An 18411-nucleotide genomic window follows, 5' to 3' on the forward strand; every position below is an offset into this window, starting at 1 on the left:
GAAAGCAAACATGGAAAGTCTTTATATATTGATTCCCATCGCTATCGTTCTCGTTTGTGTTGCTGTTGCCGTTTTTCTTTGGGCAGTAAGAAGTGATCAGTTTGAAGATCTAGAACGACAAGGACATAACATTCTTCTTGATGAAGAAGACAAATCTAATAGTGATAAAAAATAGCAACCTTTATGACTCCTGACTTTATTGGTGCTTTGATGATCGGCCTCGTCGGGGCCGGTCATTGCATGGGAATGTGTGGTGGTATCGCGTCTCTGCTTACCATGGGCTCTTCTACAAGTAAAAGCTCCCCCCTTATTCCACTCTTCTACAACCTAGGGCGATTGAGCAGCTATGCCGTAATCGGTGCATTAGTAGGCGGAGCAATATCAGGTTTATCTGAGCTAAGTGGATTAACGCATTCTCTTGCTTGGTTAAGGCTGATTGCCGCACTGTTCATGATTCTGGTTGCGCTTTATATTGCTAAATGGTGGCAAGGTTTACTGTTAATAGAAAAGTTAGGACAGCACATTTGGCGCTTTATCTCACCTGCTGGTAAGCGTTTGTTGCCATTAAAGCACCCTCTTCATGCTTTACCATTTGGCTTCATTTGGGGCTGGTTACCATGCGGCTTGGTTTATTCTGCGCTAACTTGGTCGGCGGTTTCAGGCAGCGCAATAAACGGTGGTCTTATTATGCTCGCGTTTGGCCTCGGAACACTTCCGACAATGCTGATTATTGGATATGGTGCCAACCATTTTCAGAAATTACAAAAATCGTTAATATTTAGAAATATTTCAGCATTAATCCTTATTGGGTATGGTTCGTACACTGCTGTAGGAGCCATGGAGTTACTCGGTTTCATATAACGTTAAACTCTATTGAGGTGACATTTTTGCTACCCTTTAGGATTAAGCGATGCTAAAATATTGATGTATATCAAATAGTGAAAGGTTGTTATGATTTCTGAAAAACCTGCAACAAAGCGTATCCAATCAGGCGGTTGCGCCATTCATTGCCAAGATTGTAGCATTAGTCAGCTGTGTATCCCGTTCACTCTGAATGAGGCAGAACTTGATCAGCTTGACCAAATCATCGAACGTAAGAAGCCTATCCAAAAAGGACAAGAGCTTTTTAAGGCTGGTGACGAGCTAAAATCTCTGTACGCTATCCGCTCTGGTACCATCAAGAGCTATACGATCACAGAGCAAGGTGATGAGCAAATCACAGCGTTTCACTTGGCCGGAGACCTAGTTGGTTTCGATGCCATTACAGGTGACTCCCACCCTAGCTTTGCTCAAGCGCTTGAAACGTCGATGGTATGTGAAATCCCATACGAAATTTTAGACGACCTATCAGGTAAAATGCCTAAGCTTCGCCAGCAAATTATGCGTTTGATGAGTAACGAAATTAAAGGTGATCAGGAAATGATTTTGCTTCTTTCTAAAAAGAATGCAGAAGAACGTCTAGCGGCTTTCCTATACAACCTATCAACTCGTTTTTCTCAACGTGGCTTCAGCCCTAGAGAGTTTCGTTTAACGATGACTCGTGGTGATATTGGTAACTATCTTGGTCTTACAGTGGAAACAATCAGTCGCTTGTTGGGTCGTTTCCAGAAATCCGAGATCCTAAGTGTAAAAGGTAAATATATCACTATCTTAGACCACGATGCATTGATGGAACTTGCTGGTGTAACTAAAGAATAATACACCCCAATTATTGATGTAGCTCGAAAATGAGCTACATCATATTTCTCATAAATTCCTTTCGAAAGTCCTCAAAAAGTTACCCAAACTAAGCTACAGTAAAAATGTACGGTAAGTACTCCAAAATACTGATTTAATTTATATTCAGTATCTGGTTTTGCAATAGAAGTGGGCTTAGTTATGAGTATATACAGTAAGATCCTTGTTGTAGCTGACATCAATAATGATGAGCAGCCCGCACTTGCAAGAGCTGTTCAATTAGCTCAAAAAAGTGTATCTAGAAGCCGAATCACTTTCTTTTTATCCATTTACGATTTCTCTTATGACATGACGTCAATGCTATCAGTGGATGAAAGAGATGCTATGCGTCGAGGTGTTATCCATCAACGTGAGCAGTGGATGCGTAAAATTGCTCAACCTTATCTAAACGATGGCTTCGACTTTGATGTATGTGTCGTCTGGCACAACCGTCCTTACGAAGCAATTATCGCTGAGGTCTATGCAGGCAGCCATGACCTAGTCATTAAAGGCACACGTAAGCACGACGTGTTAGAATCTGTGATTTTCACTCCGACCGATTGGCACTTGTTACGTAAATGCCCTATCCCAGTACTTCTGATTAAAAATGCAGATTGGCCAGAACAAGCAACCATTCTTGCCTCGGTGCACGTAGGCTCTGAAAATCCAACTCATATTGATCTCAACGATGCCATGGTCGAGCGACTAAAAGAAGTCACCACCCGACTGGATGCCAAACCATACCTTGTTAATGCGTATCCCGTTACACCGGCGAACATTACCATTGAACTTCCTGAGTTTGATCCAACGACTTATACCGATGCCGTTCGAGGTCATCACTTAACTGCGATGAAAGCATTACGCCAAAAACACGGCCTTGATGAAGAGCAAACGATTGTTGAGCAAGGCTTACCTGAAGATGTCATTCCAGCAGCAGCAGAGCGCTTGAATGCTGCAATGGTTATTTTAGGCACCACAGGGCGAACCGGGCTTTCTGCTGTCTTTATTGGTAATACAGCTGAGCACGTGATCGATAAAATAAATTGCGATGTATTGGCTCTAAAACCAAAAGGCTACATTAGCCCTCTTGATCCAAACACAGCAACCTAACCTCTTTGTAACATTGCTATATTGAGCGCTTTCAAACAGACGCTAATAAATCCCCCCCAATACAGGGGGATTTTTGTTTGGAGCAGTTAGAGCGTTAGGCACAAAAAAGGAGGTCTAATTGACCTCCTTTTTACGAGTTAGATGTTCGTAACATCGATGAACATTGATTCATCAATATTCGTCGAAGAAACGACAGCCTCATTAAATTCATACTCTTCGCGGTTACCTTCGCGATCTAGCGGTAAGTTAACAAAGTCGAACAATTCGCGGTCTGCTAGTTGGCTTGGACTTACGTTTTGAATTGATTTAAAAATCGCTTCCACACGCCCTGGCGTCTTCTTATCCCATTCAATCAACATTGCTTTTATAGATTGACGCTGAAGGTTCTCTTGAGAGCCACAAAGGTTACACGGAATAATTGGGAAATCCTTGTGTTCAGCGTATTTGATCAGATCTTTTTCACGACAGTAAGTTAATGGACGAATTACCACGTTACGACCATCATCAGAGCGTAGTTTTGGTGGCATCGCTTTAAGGCGAGAGCCGTGGAACATATTCAAGAACATTGTTTCGACAATGTCATCCATGTGATGACCTAGCGCAAGCTTAGTTGCACCAATCTTCTCTGCAAATGAGTACAGCGTACCACGTCGCAGGCGCGAACACAGACCACAAGTGGTTTTGCCTTCTGGCACCTTCTCTTTTACGACGGAATAAGTGTCCTTATCGACAATATAGTAAGGGATATTCAGTGTTTCGAAATACTCTGGCAGAATGTGCTCAGGGAAGCCCGGTTGTTTTTGGTCTAGGTTTACCGCAACCACTTCAAATTTGATCGGTGCGGCTTTTTGAAGATTCAGCAGGATATCAAGCATCGCGAATGAATCTTTACCACCGCTAATACATGCCATCACAACATCGCCTTCTTCGATCATGTTGTAATCAGTAATGGCATTTCCAACATGTCTTCTCAGGCGTTTCTGAAGCTTGTTGAATTCTAGGGTTTCTTTTCTTGTATCTATTTGGTTCATTGCGGGCTCTCACATCGCCGATAAATCGACTAGGACTTCCTAACATGGGTTTCTTTGGGGCGTGGATTATACGAGCTTTTTACGCAGGATTAAATGCTTGTCTTATTGAGTCTTTAAGAAAAGAGTGTGAAAGATACTTTAGTTACGGTCACAAATGAAAAAAGAGCCGCAATTGCAGCCCTTTCTAAACTCTCAGTGTTCACTTCTTTGCGTTAGGCAGATAAGGTAGCACTCGCATCGTCGGTTCCGGTAGTGTCATTGTGCCACCTTGCCCTATTTCACTTAGTGCGACTTGTATCTTGCCATTGACAATTGGCTTTTCGGTTCCGTTTGAGAAAATCACTTTATCATTCAGTTGATTTGCAAACTCCATCGTCACACCTTGAACTTCAGGTGTAAACCAACCCGCAAACATACCGCCTAAATCTTCCAGCATCGTCTGCATTTGAGGTAGAAGAGGCTTAAGTTGCTCGTAAGAAACGTTACCCTGTAATGGTTCTTTGGCCATCACGACAAGTGAGTAATCGCAGCGAGTATCTTTTGGAGTATCGACAAAAACCAACGGATTCGCTGACTTTAAGTTTTTATCGACTGGCAGAGGCAACTCTTGTGAAGCAGGGATAACAAACTCTTCATAGTGCTCTTCTTTTTCCATCCAAGCTTTTTCTATTGTACAAATTTGCTTAGTTTTCGCATCCACAAAGAAGACACCAACTTTCACGTCGTCATGCCCTTCTTTATTGTTGTTTTTGAGTTGGGTGTATAACTTCGAGTACGTGAACATGTACTCTTGAGCTTGGGTTATTGGCGATACAAGAATTAGCGCCGCACTTCCCAATAGACTTAGGCTTAACTTTTTCATTTTATCCGTTATTTTATTGTGTCCAGTAGGCGTTATTATGACGAATCATAGCGCGAAGATCGTGTACATAAGCAATGCCACGTTCAGAATATGCTAGCAATCCATGAGTTAACTCTGACGCCGTTGCGACCGATAACAGGTCTTTGTTCTTTTCGGCTAGAGAAGCTCTGATTTCACGTAGTTCAGCATACGCTGGGTTTCGATTAACATTCATAAAGTAGCCATGAACCGACTGCTGTACAGAATCGAATTTTTCAACTTCATGAGCTTTGCCTGCGCCACGTTGCGCAGGAACAATTCCACAACCCTTTTTATAACACCATTGGCCGAACAAGTTGTTAGCTTGAGTGGCAAAACGAGAAGTGCCCCACGCAGATTCATTTGCTGCTTGAGTTAGAACCAGCGCTTCTGGTAAGACATTCACTCGCACAAGCATTTCACCCAACCACGCGTGATCGACTTTGTTGTCGCTCAAAGGCAAAGAATACAGAGCCGCTAGTCGCTGAGCGTACTCTTCTTGCTCTTGAGTGATTTGTCCCACCTTTAAAGAAGTAAGAAACGCTCGTTCATGGCGAATTCGTTGATTCTCAAGTGCTATTTTAGGCCTTAAAAAATCAAAAAACGCCGCTTTTTTCTCTTTGGTGTCTTTTATTGCGTTGAAGTCAGGGATATCACCAATGTGTGGCAAATGAGACAAATCGACATGCTTAATTGTCCCGGACAGCACATCAGGATTCTCAACATATTTAAACTGTTGCTCGTAGTGTAAATACGGTCCAATAGAAATGAAAGTGGCGGCTATACAGGTAGCCGCCACTCGTAAACTTATTGATTTTAAAGAATTAGGCATCAAACACCTGTGAGTTACCATCGTGATCATTGTCGTTTTTCTGTGTTGCAACGATCTTGAGCTTAATTCCAAACATTTCGCGGTAGAGTATGCCTTTCAAATGAAAGAAGAATGGCAACACAAAAATCAAGCCAATACCGTAGAACATCGCAGCGATAATAAACATCAACATCACGCCTAAGTAAAGCCCTGCGACGACAAAAATCTTCTTGTTAATAGCGCGAAGTGATAACAATAGCGCCTGCATTGGTGGCACTCTTTTTTCACAAATCAACAAGATAGAGTGACTAAACGCTAAAGAAAGATACAGGGACAGTAGAGGGAAGATCATACCAACTACGCCTTGCAGCATTAGGCTCATCAGCGTTGCTAGGATCACGGGAATAGTAAACTGCAGCCCTTTACCTACATGGCGCAATTTAGTCTTTAAGCCCGCGATATGGCTCATGGCCATCAAGCTGATCCCTGCATAAATTGGGGCGCTGATCACCTCATAACTAAAGTTCGCGACATAAATAGAAGACACAATATCGTTAGTGAATGATTCTGGATTCTCAAATGCATCAAGAATAACGGTCAGATCACCCAACTGCAGTTGTAATGCGATATAGAAAATACCTAACTGGACAAAAAGCAATACAATAATAGCAGGAGAAAAGGATAAAAAGTGCTGGATGGTTGCTCGCCAAGCTTCATTGAAAACAGCCCCAGCTTTAAGCTCGTAGTTGCCAGACAAAGCTCGCTCTACACTCCCCCCAAGATTGAAATCTTTCTCAAAATCGTCGTTCATAGTTTATCCAAGATTAACTTGTAAAATTTTCACTGGAATTCCAGTCAATTAATGTGGCCGTTATTATAAAGAAATCTTTCCACATCTAACATCACAACTCACGTACTATCCTTGCAATCTCAACTGTATGGTTGATAATTAACCACTCACAAGGTTATGAAATTGAAAACAATTATTGTACAGAGCTTAGTGCTATCAAACTGTGTTTGAATGCCAATTAATCTTATAAAAACAGTATGGTAAGGAATGATGACTTTTGCCTGCAAAATTTTTTCTGTTTCAAGATAAGAAAATGCTTTAATTTCACAATTTTGGTGATTATGATGCGCGCCTCAAAAGTGAATGGCTAGTGTCACATCAGCTGGGATTATCCCAGCTTGAACGTGGGGGAAATACAGACGTTGAACGCAAAACCGCAAGCAGGAAAGCCAGTTATTCGTTTATCTGGTATTAGTAAAAGTTTCGATGGTAAGGAAATCATCGGTAATTTAAATCTGGATGTTAATCATGGTGAGTTTCTGACGATTCTTGGGCCTTCTGGTTGTGGTAAAACGACAGTTTTACGAATGATCGCTGGTTTTGAAGCGGCGGATAACGGTCAAATCATTTTGGATGACCAAGATGTAACACAGGTTCCTGCTGAGCAGAGACACGTCAACACGGTATTTCAAAGTTACGCACTGTTTCCACACATGACCGTATATGAGAATGTCGCTTTTGGTCTTCGTATGCAAAAAACGCCTGCAGCAGAGATTGAACCAAGAGTAATGGAAGCATTACGCATGGTTCGTCTAGAAAAAATGGCACAGCGTAAACCGCACCAACTTTCTGGTGGCCAGCAACAGCGTATCGCAATTGCTCGTGCAGTTGTTAATAAACCAAAAGTACTTCTGCTCGATGAATCGCTATCGGCGCTGGACTACAAGTTGCGTAAACAAATGCAGATCGAGTTGAAGCAGCTTCAGCGTCAACTTGGTATTACCTTTATCTTTGTAACACACGACCAGGAAGAAGCCCTATCGATGTCAGACCGCATTATCGTGATGCGTGATGGCGTTATCGAACAAGATGGCTCTCCGCGTGAGATTTACGAAGAGCCTAAGAACCTGTTTGTTGCTCGCTTTATTGGTGAGATCAACGTATTCAATGCAACCATGCTAGAGCGCATCGATGACAAACGCATCCGCGCAGAAATTGAAGGTGTTGAATCCGTCGTTTACTACGATAAGGAAGCACAGAAAGGCGACAAACTACAAGTACTACTTCGCCCTGAAGACTTACGTATCGAAGAAATCAAAGAGTCTGAAGAAAAAGGCATTGTTGGTCACGTAACTGAGCGTACTTATAAAGGTATGACGTTAGATTCTGTTATCCAATTGGATTCAGGTATGCGTGTAATGGTAAGCGAATTCTTTAACGAAGATGATCCTGATGTGGACCACTCACTTGGCCAGAAAGTCGCTATCACTTGGGTTGAGAGCTGGGAGGTAGTACTCAATGATAAGCAAGAAGATTAATCTTCAGAACGCGATCATTGCCTTAATCGTAGGCTGGCTAACACTGTTTGTGTTGGTACCAAACGTGATGATTATTGGTACCAGTTTCTTAACGCGTGATGAAGCAAACTTAATCGAAATGACATTCACTTTCGACAACTACTTGCGTCTGCTGGATCCACTGTATGCGAAAGTGCTGATGCACTCGTTCTACATGGCAATTGTGGCAACGTTGTTGTGTTTAGTCATTGGATACCCGTTTGCTTATATCGTAGCGAAAATGCCTGAAAAATGGCGTCCGTTTATGCTGTTTTTGGTGATCGTACCATTTTGGACGAACTCTTTGATTCGAACTTACGGACTGAAGATTGTTCTCGGTACACAGGGCATTTTGAACAAGTCGCTGATGGCAATGGAAATCATCGACAAGCCGTTGCGTATTATGTATACCGAAACGGCTGTAATGATTGGTCTTGTATACATCCTACTTCCTTTCATGATTCTGCCGCTTTACTCGGCAATCGAGAAGTTGGACAACACTTACATCGAGGCAGCAAAAGACCTCGGTGCGAACAAGCTCCAAACCATTACTAAAGTAATTCTACCTCTGACAATGCCTGGCATTATCGGTGGCTGTTTGTTGGTTCTACTGCCTGCTCTGGGTATGTTCTACATCTCAGATCTTCTAGGCGGTGCGAAGAACCTACTGATTGGTAACGTAATTAAGAGCCAAGTATTGAACGCTCGTGATTGGCCATTTGGTGCTGCGACCAGTATCGCCCTCACCTTCGCAATGGCGGTAATGCTTTACGCTTACTACCGAGCAGGCAAATTATTGAATAAGAAAGTGGAGCTAGACTAATGGGACGCACAGTTAGATTTAGCTTTATGGCGTTGGTTTATGCATTTTTGTATCTGCCAATCGTTGTACTAATCGTAAACTCATTTAACGCCAATAAATTTGGTATGAAATGGGGTGGTTTCACCACGAAATGGTATGAAACCCTAGTCAACAACGACAGCCTAATGCAGGCTGCATGGCACTCATTGAACGTGGCGGTATTTTCTGCGACAGCGGCTACTATTATTGGTAGCTTAACAGCTGTTGCCCTATTCCGATACTCGTTCAAAGGCAAAGGTGCTGTAAACGGCATGTTGTTTGTCGTAATGATGTCTCCAGATATTGTCATGGCGATTTCATTACTTGCTCTGTTCCTAGTATTAGGCGCACAGCTGGGCTTCTTTACTCTATTGATTGCCCACATCACCTTCTGTTTGCCATTTGTGGTGGTAACCGTATACAGCCGCTTAAATGGCTTCGATGTGAAGATGTTGGAAGCAGCAAAAGATCTTGGCGCAAGTGAATGGGTTATCTTAAAGCAGATCATCCTTCCTCTTGCAAAACCAGCAGTTGCGGCAGGCTGGCTGCTTAGCTTTACCCTGTCTCTGGACGACGTAATTATCAGTTCGTTCGTAACAGGTCCAACGTATGAAATCCTACCATTGAAAATTTACTCGATGGTTAAGGTGGGTATTTCACCGGAAGTGAATGCTCTTGCAACGGTCATGTTGGTAGTTTCTTTAATTCTTGTCGTAATTTCTCAGTTGCTCGCAAGAGAAAAAGTAAAGTAAAATCCACATCCGTTAACATCACGAAACAGAATGGTTACATGCCATTCTGTTTTTCTATCTACCGTCCAAAATGATTTGGACAACGTTTGGTTTGGAGCTAACGTCAATGAAAAAATGGGCTACTCTATTAGCTGGTAGTGCATGTGCGCTTTCTCTGTTCTCAGGTTCAGCGGCAGCGGACGATAAAGAATTGGTATTTATGAACTGGGGGCCTTACATCAACAGTAATATCCTAGAGCAATTTACCAAAGAAACTGGTATCAAAGTGATCTACTCGACTTACGAGTCGAACGAAACTTTGTACGCAAAGCTAAAAACTCATAACCAAGGTTATGACCTAGTGGTACCTTCAACGTACTTCGTAGCAAAAATGCGCGATGAAGGTATGCTACAAAAGATCGATAAGACTAAACTGAAAAACTTCGGCAACCTAGATAAGAACTATCTAGACAAGCCTTACGATCCAAATAACGACTACTCTATTCCACACGTTGTTGCGATTACAGGTCTAGCGGTTAACGCAGACATGTACGATCCAAACGACTTCCAAAGCTGGGCAGACCTATGGAAGCCTGAGCTTGAAGGTCAAGTAATGCTGATGGACGACACTCGTGAAGTCTTCCATATCGCTCTGCGTAAACTTGGCTATTCAGGTAACTCAAAAGACCCTAAACAAATCGATGAAGCGTACGCTGAGCTACAAAAGTTGATGCCAAACGTTCTAGTTTTCAACTCTGACAACCCAGGCGCACCTTACATGTCTGGTGAAGTTGGCGTTGGTATGCTTTGGAACGGCAGCGCTGCAGCTGCTCAAAATGAAGGCCTAAACCTTAAACTCGTATTTCCTAAAGAAGGCGGTATCGGTTGGGTTGATAACTTCGCTATCTCTTCCGGTGCGAAGAACGTAGAAGCAGCTCACAAGATGATCGACTTCCTACTACGTCCAGAAATCGCAGAGCAAATCTCACGTGATACTGGTTACTTAACAGCGGTAGAGGAATCGAACGCTAAGTTTAAAGATGTTGCACCGCTATTTCCTTCTCAAGAAGATCTTGATCGAGTGGAATGGCAAGATGCGGTTGGTGATCTAACCGTTAAGTACGAAGATTACTTCCTAAAGCTGAAAGCGGGACAGTAATCGAGCTTGTGTAACAAGTCATCGACTAAAAGAAAATAGGCAGCAATACGCTGCCTATTTTTGTAATTGACTGATATAATTATGCGTTGCTAGGTTTATCTGGCTCGATGTCTAGTTTTATCTTCTCACAAAGCGGAGATACAGCCCTCGAGCTAAATAAACAGATTTGTGCTTACTGCGATTTGGCTCAACTTGATAACTCCAGCTAGTATTGACTTGTCCAATCGCGAAACAAAACGGAAAACAAATGAAAAGTAAATTCTACGCAAGCGCTCTATGTGCAGCGACGCTCATCGCTACCCCTGCAATGGCTGCTGATCAAGAACTGTATTTCTATAACTGGTCGGAATACATTCCAAACGAAGTTCTTGAAGACTTTACAAAAGAAACTGGAATCAAAGTTATTTACTCTACATATGAATCTAACGAGAGTATGTACGCAAAACTTAAAACCCAAGGTTCTGGTTACGACTTGGTAGTACCGTCTACCTATTTCGTCTCAAAAATGCGTAAAGAAAGCATGCTGCAACAGATCGACAAAGAGAAATTGTCTCATTTTGCCGATCTTGATACTAACTTCCTTAACAAACCGTTCGATCCGAACAACAACTACTCTATCCCTTACATTTGGGGTGCGACTGGTATTGGTATCAATGCTGACATGCTAGACAAATCGTCTGTTACTAAGTGGGATGATTTTTGGGATAGCAAGTGGGAAGGTCAACTAATGCTAATGGATGATTCTCGCGAAGTATTCCACATTGCATTGACTAAACTTGGTTACTCACCGAACACCACTAACCCAGATGAAATCAAAGCGGCTTATGAAGAGTTGAAGAAACTAATGCCAAACGTATTAGTATTTAACTCAGACTTTCCTGCAAACCCTTACCTAGCGGGTGAAGTTTCACTTGGTATGCTTTGGAACGGTTCTGCTTACATGGCTCGTCAAGAAGGCGCGAACATCGACATCATCTGGCCAGAAAAAGGAACGATCTTCTGGATGGACAGCCTGGCAATTCCAACTGGCGCGAAGAACGTTGATGCGGCTCATAAGATGATTGACTTCTTACTGCGCCCAGAAAACGCAGCTAAGATCGCACTAGAGATTGGTTACCCTACTCCAGTAAAAACGGCACACGAACTGCTACCGAAAGAATTTGCTAACGATCCAAGCATTTTCCCACCACAAGAAGTGATGGACAGCGGTACTTGGCAAGATGAAGTTGGCGAAGCGAGCGTAATGTACGATGAGTACTTCCAAAAACTAAAAGTGAACAACTAATTCGTTAGTTTTAAAGATATGAAAAAGCGGCTCATGAGCCGCTTTTTTTGTTCTTAATGACAAGACAAAAGCTCTCCTCTGTGAGAATTATTACGCTCTTTCTTTTCCTTCTAGAGCCAGTATCTCGTCAACTAATTTTGGAACCTCGACGCTTGCTTTTCCGTAGCGTTTTTCCTCAAATTCACTTTCTACCGCACTAGGCTCAAGGTTAATTTCAATGGTATGTGCGCCATGCATTTTTGCATCATGAACAAAACCTGCTGCGGGATATACGACGCCAGAAGTTCCGATAGAAATAAATAAATCTGCTTCTTCTAAAGCCGCGTAGATATCCCCCATTCGCAGTGGCATTTCACCAAACCAAACAATATGTGGTCGCATTTGTGAAGGGATCTGACAGCAGTGACAAAGCTCACCAGTCTTAATGTCCTCACTATGTTCTATAACCTGGTTTGATTCACTGCATCTCGCTTTTAAAAGCTCACCGTGCATGTGAATGACGTTATGGCTGCCGCCTCTTTCGTGAAGGTTGTCTATATTTTGAGTGATGACGGTCACTTTACCTTCTAACTCAGCTTCTAGACGACCCAATGCTTCATGCGCTGCATTAGGCTGTATAGCATTGTCTTGAAGTTTCTTGCGGCGTTGGTTGTAAAAATCTTGAACAAGGTCCGGATCGCGAGCAAACCCTTCAGGTGTTGCTACATCTTCAATACGGTGATTCTCCCAAAGGCCATCTTGCGCACGAAATGTTTGAATACCAGATTCGGCCGAGATACCTGCACCAGTAAGTACTACAATATTTCTATAAGGGAAATTCATAACTCATCCTTGCTGTTTTTTCATTAGCTTAACACTGAAAGAATAGCAACAGTAGTAATATGGATTAGACCATGGTCGTAATGGTCACTATTAGAATTACAATTTAAGAGGAACAGCAATGAGACAAGTATCTCTAGCGCTTATATTACTTACGACTTTAGCAGGTTGCCAACTAACCAATGTTGAAGGCGAAGTGGACGACGTAAAAGTAAGAGTCAGCACCAATGACGATAACCATCGTGGTAATGGAGATTTCTGTCCCCCTGGCCAAGCAAAAAAAGGCAATTGCTAAAAGAGCGGCTTTACGCCGCTCCCACATTGGCCTCAATCCTCGTTGGTAGAAGATATTTTATGAATGGCTAGGTCAGCGCCATTGAATTCGTCTTCTTCCGAAAGCCTTAGTCCCATACTGGCATTGATCGCGCCGTAGACTGCAAGCGCCCCAATCACTGCGATAGAAATGCCCAAAAGCGTTCCTAGAAGCTGAACGATAATGCTCACGCCACCTAGCCCACCCAACGCGCTTTGACCAAAGATCCCCGCAGCAATACCACCCCAAGCGCCACATAAACCGTGTAAAGGCCAGACACCCAACACATCATCAATCTTGGTTTTGTTTTGTAGGTAGGTAAAAAGATAAACAAATAGAACGCCAGCAATCGCACCTGTCACTAAAGCACCGATAGGATGCATTAAGTCTGAGCCCGCACATACAGCAACCAAGCCAGCTAGTGGGCCGTTATGAATAAAGCCGGGGTCATTCTTACCAGCCAACAATGACGCGACAATGCCTCCGACCATTGCCATCAATGAGTTCATAGCCACCAAGCCACTTATGCCTGACACGGTTTGAGCTGACATGACGTTGAAGCCAAACCACCCCACACATAAGATCCAAGCTCCCAAAGCCAAAAACGGAATATTCGAAGGTGCAAAGTTGGTATGCTTTCCTGCTCGAACTCTGCCTTTTCTCATGCCCAAAAACACAACGGCAACCAACGCTATCCAGCCGCCAACACCATGTACAACGACTGAACCTGCAAAGTCGTGAAAGCCATAACCAAAGGTACTTTCAAACCAAGCTTGAACACCAAAGTTTCCGTTCCAGATTATTCCCTCAAATAACGGGTATACGATGCCGACAGTAAAAAATGTTGCGATTAGAATCGGATAAAAACGAGCTCGTTCTGCGATACCACCTGAAACAATAGCGGGAATCGCTGCAGCGAAGGTCAGCAAGAAAAAGAACTTCACCAACTCGTAACCATTGCCTTGAGATAATGTCTCTGCATCAGCAAAGAAGGTGCCGCCATAAGCGACCCAGTATCCAATGAAAAAATACGCAATGGCGGAAATACCGAAATCGGCCAAGATTTTAACTAAAGCATTAACTTGGTTCTTTTGGCGCACGGTTCCTACTTCAAGAAAAGCAAAACCAGCATGCATCAAAAAAACCATGATTGCGCCAAGTAGTAAGAAAAGTGTGTCGGAACTTTGCGTGAGAGTTTGTACAGCGCCGTGTACCTGATTGGCAGTTACACTCATTATAATTGTCTCCGTTGATCTGTAGCGCACTTATCCTGTGCATCTAAGTTAGGCTCATCACCAATTTGGTGAACTTGATTTATAGAGCGTCTAACAGAGCAATTCTCATTCCATAATTTATATTTCTAACACTTACGATTTAATTTATTGTTTTGTATGAACTTTAATAAAATTAGGCATTCTTAAAATGGCGCTTAACACGCTAATAAGTGCACCAATATGGTTTTAGTGCACCAACATAAAGCGCACCATATAACTCAACAAACAGCAAACTTTCTACGATAAACGTAAAAGCCACCCCATGAGAGGTGGCTTATATACGGAATTGCTAACTAAAGGGGTTTATCGAGTGATCTTCCCTGCTTTTACATCTTCTAACCAACGTCCTTCGACAAGATAGGGAGGAAGTCAACCAGTTTCAACAGATAGACGGTTGCCTTTGTCGTACCATATTAACTTCTACTAAGCGTGCCTATTGTGCTCTTTAATCATTTCTGCGATTTCCTTGCGTCCCCACTCATAAGCAAACGCTATAGCATCCATGTCTTTCATAGATTTACCAGTATATTTAACCGTTGTATCTATACCAGCTTTTAGTAATAACTCCACAATATTTTTATGACCAGCATGGATCGCAGCAAACAATGGGTTGCGGTCTGGTTCAGATATATCCATCACTGCATTTCTTTCTAGAAAATAGGTAAGTAAGTCTAAATGACCTTCATATGCAGCTGTATTTAAGGGAGTTACACCTGAAGGCCCCCCCTTGATATTTACATCAATACCTAGATTCACCAGAAGCTCTACAATTTTATCTTGCCCTTGCTCCGTTGCAATATGCAACCAAGAACCCAGAGGCGTAATTAGATGAAGTAATTTGTCATCTCCTGAGAGAATTCTTTCAACCTCACTCACGTCACCGGATCTAATCGCGGCCATTACATCTTTTGCGCTGTATTCACAGGCCATCTTTATCTCCTCAGCTGCGGTTTTAACCAGTAATTTTAAAGCATTAACTATATCACCGCGTTTACCCAACATTTATCTGTCACTTTAAGAATATCAACAACCTGCCGCAACGCATAAATATCATACTGACCTTCAATCCGATTTGGAGCCCACACTAAGTTCTCGTGGTCAAATATTGGATCAATGCCATATTTCCTCAAAAGAATTTGGCCCTCAGTAACGAGAGCTTGTTGCTCAGCCCCAAGCCCTTCTTAAAGAGTATGTGGATCCGGCATGTCTTTAGGACGAGGCCCCACGACAGACCTTAAATATGCTCCAAAATCAAAGGTTTCATCAGAGTTCTTCGTCTCCAATAACAATCCTTGTAAAATTCGCAAACTGTCACTTTGCTCCAAAGATGTTTTCGTCCTTGATTTTCTGCGATAGCGTGTGCGTTAACAAAATCCTCTATCTTGAAGACATAATGGACTTAGGCCTACTATCCTCTGAACAATTGATATAGCGATAAAAATAATTTTGTTCTTCTCGCAATCAATATGGTTTAAATCGTGCACATATCGAATATGATTTTTAACTTTGGGTTGCAGATAATGCCACCAATGATAGGTCGTTCAACAAACAACAACCTCCCCACCTTAAACGTAAAAGCCACCTCAAGATAGAGATGGCTTATATGCTGAATTGCTAACTAAAGGAGTTTATCGAGAGATCTTCCCGGCTTTTACATCTCCTAACCAACGTCCTTCGACGAGATAGGGAGGAAGCCAACCAGTTTCAACAGAGAAACGGTTGCCTTTGTCGTACGACATACATGCCATGCCAAGCAGAGGGAAATTAATGAACGTGCGGATCCCTATTCTATCTGGTCCTAATTCTCTAAGATGATATTTCTCTTGGAACTGTAGGTTTTTAACGAGCACCTCCTCAAAATCATAACCAATGTCGGTGGTAAGCGCTGCGAAGGTTTCTAGGATCCCCATCGCAATTTCCAACGCCCAATTATCCCCTTGAGCTACCGCTGCGTCCATTGCTGCAACCAGCTTATCAGGATAATCTGATGTGCGGTTATGGAACGACTGAATGACATCTACTAACATGTAAGACAGCTCACCCGCTTTGGTAGAGCTCTGTCTCATCAAAGAAATCGAAAAGTTCGCTAACACATCCATGCTAGCTTTGTCACGAACGATGACAGAGGTAAAATACGCATCTAGCCACATTGAGGGGCAAATGAAGCCTGTTTTTAAAATACCTTCGCCTTTCCATGTCACTTCTGGATAATCAGGTAATTTAATGCTTTGAGGCTCGCTTGGTTTGATGGCCAGTTGATGGTAAAAAGCACGCATCAATGATGATTCATATAGACATAGCGTGCCGATTCTCTCATCATCGTCTAATGGAGGTAACCATGTATACAGACGGAGCTGATAAGAAATACCATCGCTCAAGTAAACCAAGTTTTCTCTTTTTATAGATATGCGCCTTTTCCTTTTGTCTAAATTCTCTTTTATTTCTTCTCGATAAGCTTCTATTTCAAAATCACTTAGTTCAACATGAGCTACTCGTTCAACCTTTTTTACCTTTGAGTTATCAACCACTTCTGAACTCTCCTATATCTATATCAAACTCTTTTGCTTTGAACTTGGAAACCTTACCGCTAGAGGATATTTCTGCTTGTGTATGTAAAATTTCAGTTGGTGCCTCGTAAATCATATCAAAGTCGCCTGGCTTCGAAATTGAGGCTCTTTGTAACAACAGTTCAAAGGCTGAGCATATATTCCAAAAATGCCTCAAATGTTGTCCATGATTGGGCTTCTTTACCAAACAATTCATCTATGAAAAGGGCTACTTGCCCCGACCTTTCTGATTCATTTGAAAATAAAAAGTAGTAGCCACCTCCGGCATAGCGCTCTAATACGCAACCGCTTTGTGGTATTTTCTCAAAATCACTCGGTATCTCATCCTCGCGAAGTTCAAGAGTGCGCTCAACTGCAAGATAGTCCTCATCTTCAGAGTATCCATAAATCGTATGACCAAACCACTCAACGTAACCATATTTTCTTAGAAAAACTTTATATGGCTCCGGAAAGGATAATCCTAGCTGATTTTCCATTTCATGAATTGATACGTCATTCAACTCTCCAAAGCACTCAAACCCTTCTTTTTCGGTGAATTGATCGAGCATTACGTCTAAGTTTCTCATATTTAAAACTCTATTTTTGATATATGTTTTTGCCTTCATCGTACCAGTGCAATCGCTTATTGTACTTCTGATGAGGCTTGGAATTCATTACCCTGAAGTTATTGAACGAGTTATCCCCTCTCCGAAATAAAAGAGGTCTTATGGTGAATGATTAAATCCGTCGAGAAGTCTTCCTGATTTAATCATTTTGAACAATTGCTTTGAAGTAAAACGCTTCGCTGCCCCTTTTGTAATCGCGTAACAACGAACCCCTCACCATAAACTTATAAGCCACCTCGTAAGAGATGGCTAAAAAATACCCAAGGAGCTCTAAAAAGGACGCCATTCACTTTCTGACTTAAATACCACTCCTGAAAAATCTTTGTTCTCGATTAATTCAGCCAGTTTTTCATCGACACATAATAACCACTCGATAGCATCCAGTTGAAATATAGTTTTCTGCATTTCAATATCTTTCTTAAGGACAACTCGATCAATTGAATCAACCTCTCCATCAAACTCACTAAATATTGAATGATTTCTATCCAGTAAATCGCAAATCGCAAGAACATTTAAAAAATAGTATTCACCAAAACTTTTACCTTGGTAATTAACCTCAATCGGTAGGAATTCAACTTCACTCGTTTGTGTGTGCTTAGAAATTAAATCAGATAACCGTCGACTCACGATTAATAAAGGACCACTAAGAAAACTATCCGCAGGCTTGTCATCTGATATGACATCAATAGTAACTTTTGGCCATTTGTCTCCTAGGGCAACGCCTCCCGTCAGATTCAATCCTATTAATACACTAGACTGCGTTACTTTGCCTTGAGTAAGATCGGAATCTCTATCTACCTTGTTGGTCCAAATTTTAAGTGTCATTACTACTTCCTACTTTTCCATTGCGGATCATCCAATTGCGATCGAGCTTCATTCTTTTCCAGAGCATTCCTAATGTTACTTTCTGTTTTTCCAATTTC

The 18411-nt window shown here is 42.1% G+C and carries 20 protein-coding genes and 1 pseudogene; 10 read left to right on the forward strand and 11 right to left on the reverse strand.

Annotation, left to right across the window (positions count from 1 at the left end; all coding sequences use genetic code 11):
• Nucleotides 1-10 precede the first annotated feature (10 nt).
• The 4 genes from ccoS (at nucleotide 11) to uspE (ending at nucleotide 2826) form a co-directional block, all read left to right on the forward strand.
• The gene (gene ccoS, locus J8Z23_RS07795; RefSeq protein WP_012841826.1) at nucleotides 11-175 is read left to right on the forward strand and encodes a cbb3-type cytochrome oxidase assembly protein CcoS; all 165 of its coding nucleotides are present in this window, start codon (nucleotides 11-13) and stop codon (nucleotides 173-175) included.
• Nucleotides 176-183: 8 nt separating this feature from the next.
• Complete coding sequence (locus J8Z23_RS07800; protein WP_301659791.1) at nucleotides 184-861, forward strand: sulfite exporter TauE/SafE family protein; 678 nt, start codon at nucleotides 184-186, stop codon at nucleotides 859-861.
• A gap of 90 nt (nucleotides 862-951) precedes the next feature.
• Nucleotides 952-1698, forward strand: coding sequence for an FNR family transcription factor (locus J8Z23_RS07805; RefSeq protein WP_005377497.1), 747 nt, complete (start codon nucleotides 952-954; stop codon nucleotides 1696-1698).
• 180 nt (nucleotides 1699-1878) lie between these two features.
• On the forward strand, nucleotides 1879-2826 hold the full coding sequence (uspE, locus tag J8Z23_RS07810; protein WP_258684949.1) for a universal stress protein UspE: 948 nt from the start codon (nucleotides 1879-1881) through the stop codon (nucleotides 2824-2826).
• 137 nt (nucleotides 2827-2963) lie between these two features.
• Here uspE and ttcA read toward each other — a convergent pair whose 3' ends face one another.
• The 4 genes from ttcA to J8Z23_RS07830 form a co-directional block, all read right to left on the reverse strand.
• Entirely contained in the window at nucleotides 2964-3857 is an 894-nt protein-coding gene (gene ttcA / locus J8Z23_RS07815; protein WP_005377502.1) for a tRNA 2-thiocytidine(32) synthetase TtcA, read from the reverse strand.
• Between the two features lie 199 nt (nucleotides 3858-4056).
• Nucleotides 4057-4719 (reverse strand): DUF2987 domain-containing protein, encoded by a 663-nt coding sequence (locus J8Z23_RS07820; protein ID WP_074190133.1) that lies wholly within the window; start codon nucleotides 4717-4719, stop codon nucleotides 4057-4059.
• Nucleotides 4720-4732: 13 nt separating this feature from the next.
• Nucleotides 4733-5569 carry a glucosaminidase domain-containing protein gene (locus J8Z23_RS07825; RefSeq protein ID WP_031780554.1) on the reverse strand — a complete coding sequence of 279 codons (837 nt, stop codon included), beginning with the start codon at nucleotides 5567-5569 and terminating at the stop codon, nucleotides 4733-4735.
• Nucleotides 5562-6359, reverse strand: a complete 798-nt coding sequence (locus J8Z23_RS07830; protein ID WP_005396476.1) for a hypothetical protein — start codon at nucleotides 6357-6359, stop codon at nucleotides 5562-5564. The genes J8Z23_RS07825 and J8Z23_RS07830 overlap by 8 nt, the downstream gene beginning before the upstream one ends.
• A gap of 401 nt (nucleotides 6360-6760) precedes the next feature.
• Here J8Z23_RS07830 and potA point away from each other — a divergent pair, with 401 nt between their 5' ends.
• The 5 genes from potA (at nucleotide 6761) to J8Z23_RS07855 (ending at nucleotide 11910) form a co-directional block, all read left to right on the forward strand.
• On the forward strand, nucleotides 6761-7876 hold the full coding sequence (gene potA, locus J8Z23_RS07835; RefSeq protein ID WP_012841830.1) for a spermidine/putrescine ABC transporter ATP-binding protein PotA: 1116 nt from the start codon (nucleotides 6761-6763) through the stop codon (nucleotides 7874-7876).
• Nucleotides 7857-8717 (forward strand): spermidine/putrescine ABC transporter permease PotB, encoded by an 861-nt coding sequence (gene potB / locus J8Z23_RS07840; RefSeq protein ID WP_012841831.1) that lies wholly within the window; start codon nucleotides 7857-7859, stop codon nucleotides 8715-8717. The genes potA and potB overlap by 20 nt, the downstream gene beginning before the upstream one ends.
• On the forward strand, nucleotides 8717-9487 hold the full coding sequence (gene potC, locus J8Z23_RS07845) for a spermidine/putrescine ABC transporter permease PotC (protein WP_005396472.1): 771 nt from the start codon (nucleotides 8717-8719) through the stop codon (nucleotides 9485-9487). Before potB ends, potC begins: the two co-directional genes overlap by 1 nt.
• 106 nt (nucleotides 9488-9593) lie before the next feature.
• Nucleotides 9594-10625 (forward strand): extracellular solute-binding protein, encoded by a 1032-nt coding sequence (locus tag J8Z23_RS07850; RefSeq protein ID WP_012841832.1) that lies wholly within the window; start codon nucleotides 9594-9596, stop codon nucleotides 10623-10625.
• A gap of 247 nt (nucleotides 10626-10872) precedes the next feature.
• Nucleotides 10873-11910, forward strand: coding sequence for an extracellular solute-binding protein (locus tag J8Z23_RS07855; RefSeq protein ID WP_053807418.1), 1038 nt, complete (start codon nucleotides 10873-10875; stop codon nucleotides 11908-11910).
• Between the two features lie 90 nt (nucleotides 11911-12000).
• Here the strand turns inward: J8Z23_RS07855 and cobB are convergent, their stop codons facing one another.
• Nucleotides 12001-12732: a Sir2 family NAD+-dependent deacetylase gene (gene cobB / locus J8Z23_RS07860; RefSeq protein WP_053807417.1), complete on the reverse strand. Its 732-nt coding sequence runs from the start codon at nucleotides 12730-12732 to the stop codon at nucleotides 12001-12003.
• 118 nt (nucleotides 12733-12850) lie between these two features.
• On the opposite strand from cobB, the gene J8Z23_RS07865 reads away from it, so the two are divergent.
• A complete protein-coding gene (locus J8Z23_RS07865) occupies nucleotides 12851-13024 on the forward strand; it encodes a hypothetical protein (protein WP_012841833.1) in 174 nt (57 codons plus the stop codon).
• 32 nt (nucleotides 13025-13056) lie between these two features.
• Here J8Z23_RS07865 and J8Z23_RS07870 read toward each other — a convergent pair whose 3' ends face one another.
• The 6 genes and pseudogenes from J8Z23_RS07870 to J8Z23_RS07895 form a co-directional block, all read right to left on the reverse strand.
• Complete coding sequence (locus tag J8Z23_RS07870) at nucleotides 13057-14277, reverse strand: ammonium transporter (protein WP_152812129.1); 1221 nt, start codon at nucleotides 14275-14277, stop codon at nucleotides 13057-13059.
• 342 nt (nucleotides 14278-14619) lie between these two features.
• Nucleotides 14620-14730: pseudogene (locus J8Z23_RS07875) on the reverse strand (immunity 49 family protein); the annotation flags it as partial.
• A 9-nt stretch (nucleotides 14731-14739) separates the two neighbouring features.
• A complete protein-coding gene (locus J8Z23_RS07880; protein ID WP_240312153.1) occupies nucleotides 14740-15318 on the reverse strand; it encodes an ankyrin repeat domain-containing protein in 579 nt (192 codons plus the stop codon).
• Nucleotides 15319-15944: 626 nt separating this feature from the next.
• Nucleotides 15945-16844 carry an immunity 49 family protein gene (locus J8Z23_RS07885; RefSeq protein WP_046875292.1) on the reverse strand — a complete coding sequence of 300 codons (900 nt, stop codon included), beginning with the start codon at nucleotides 16842-16844 and terminating at the stop codon, nucleotides 15945-15947.
• 161 nt (nucleotides 16845-17005) lie between these two features.
• Complete coding sequence (locus tag J8Z23_RS07890; protein ID WP_046875291.1) at nucleotides 17006-17449, reverse strand: SMI1/KNR4 family protein; 444 nt, start codon at nucleotides 17447-17449, stop codon at nucleotides 17006-17008.
• Between the two features lie 309 nt (nucleotides 17450-17758).
• The gene (locus J8Z23_RS07895) at nucleotides 17759-18313 is read right to left on the reverse strand and encodes an imm11 family protein (protein WP_046875290.1); all 555 of its coding nucleotides are present in this window, start codon (nucleotides 18311-18313) and stop codon (nucleotides 17759-17761) included.
• Nucleotides 18314-18411: the final 98 nt, after the last annotated feature.

This window comes from Vibrio sp. SCSIO 43086, assembly GCF_051132235.1.
GTDB lineage: Bacteria > Pseudomonadota > Gammaproteobacteria > Enterobacterales > Vibrionaceae > Vibrio > Vibrio diabolicus.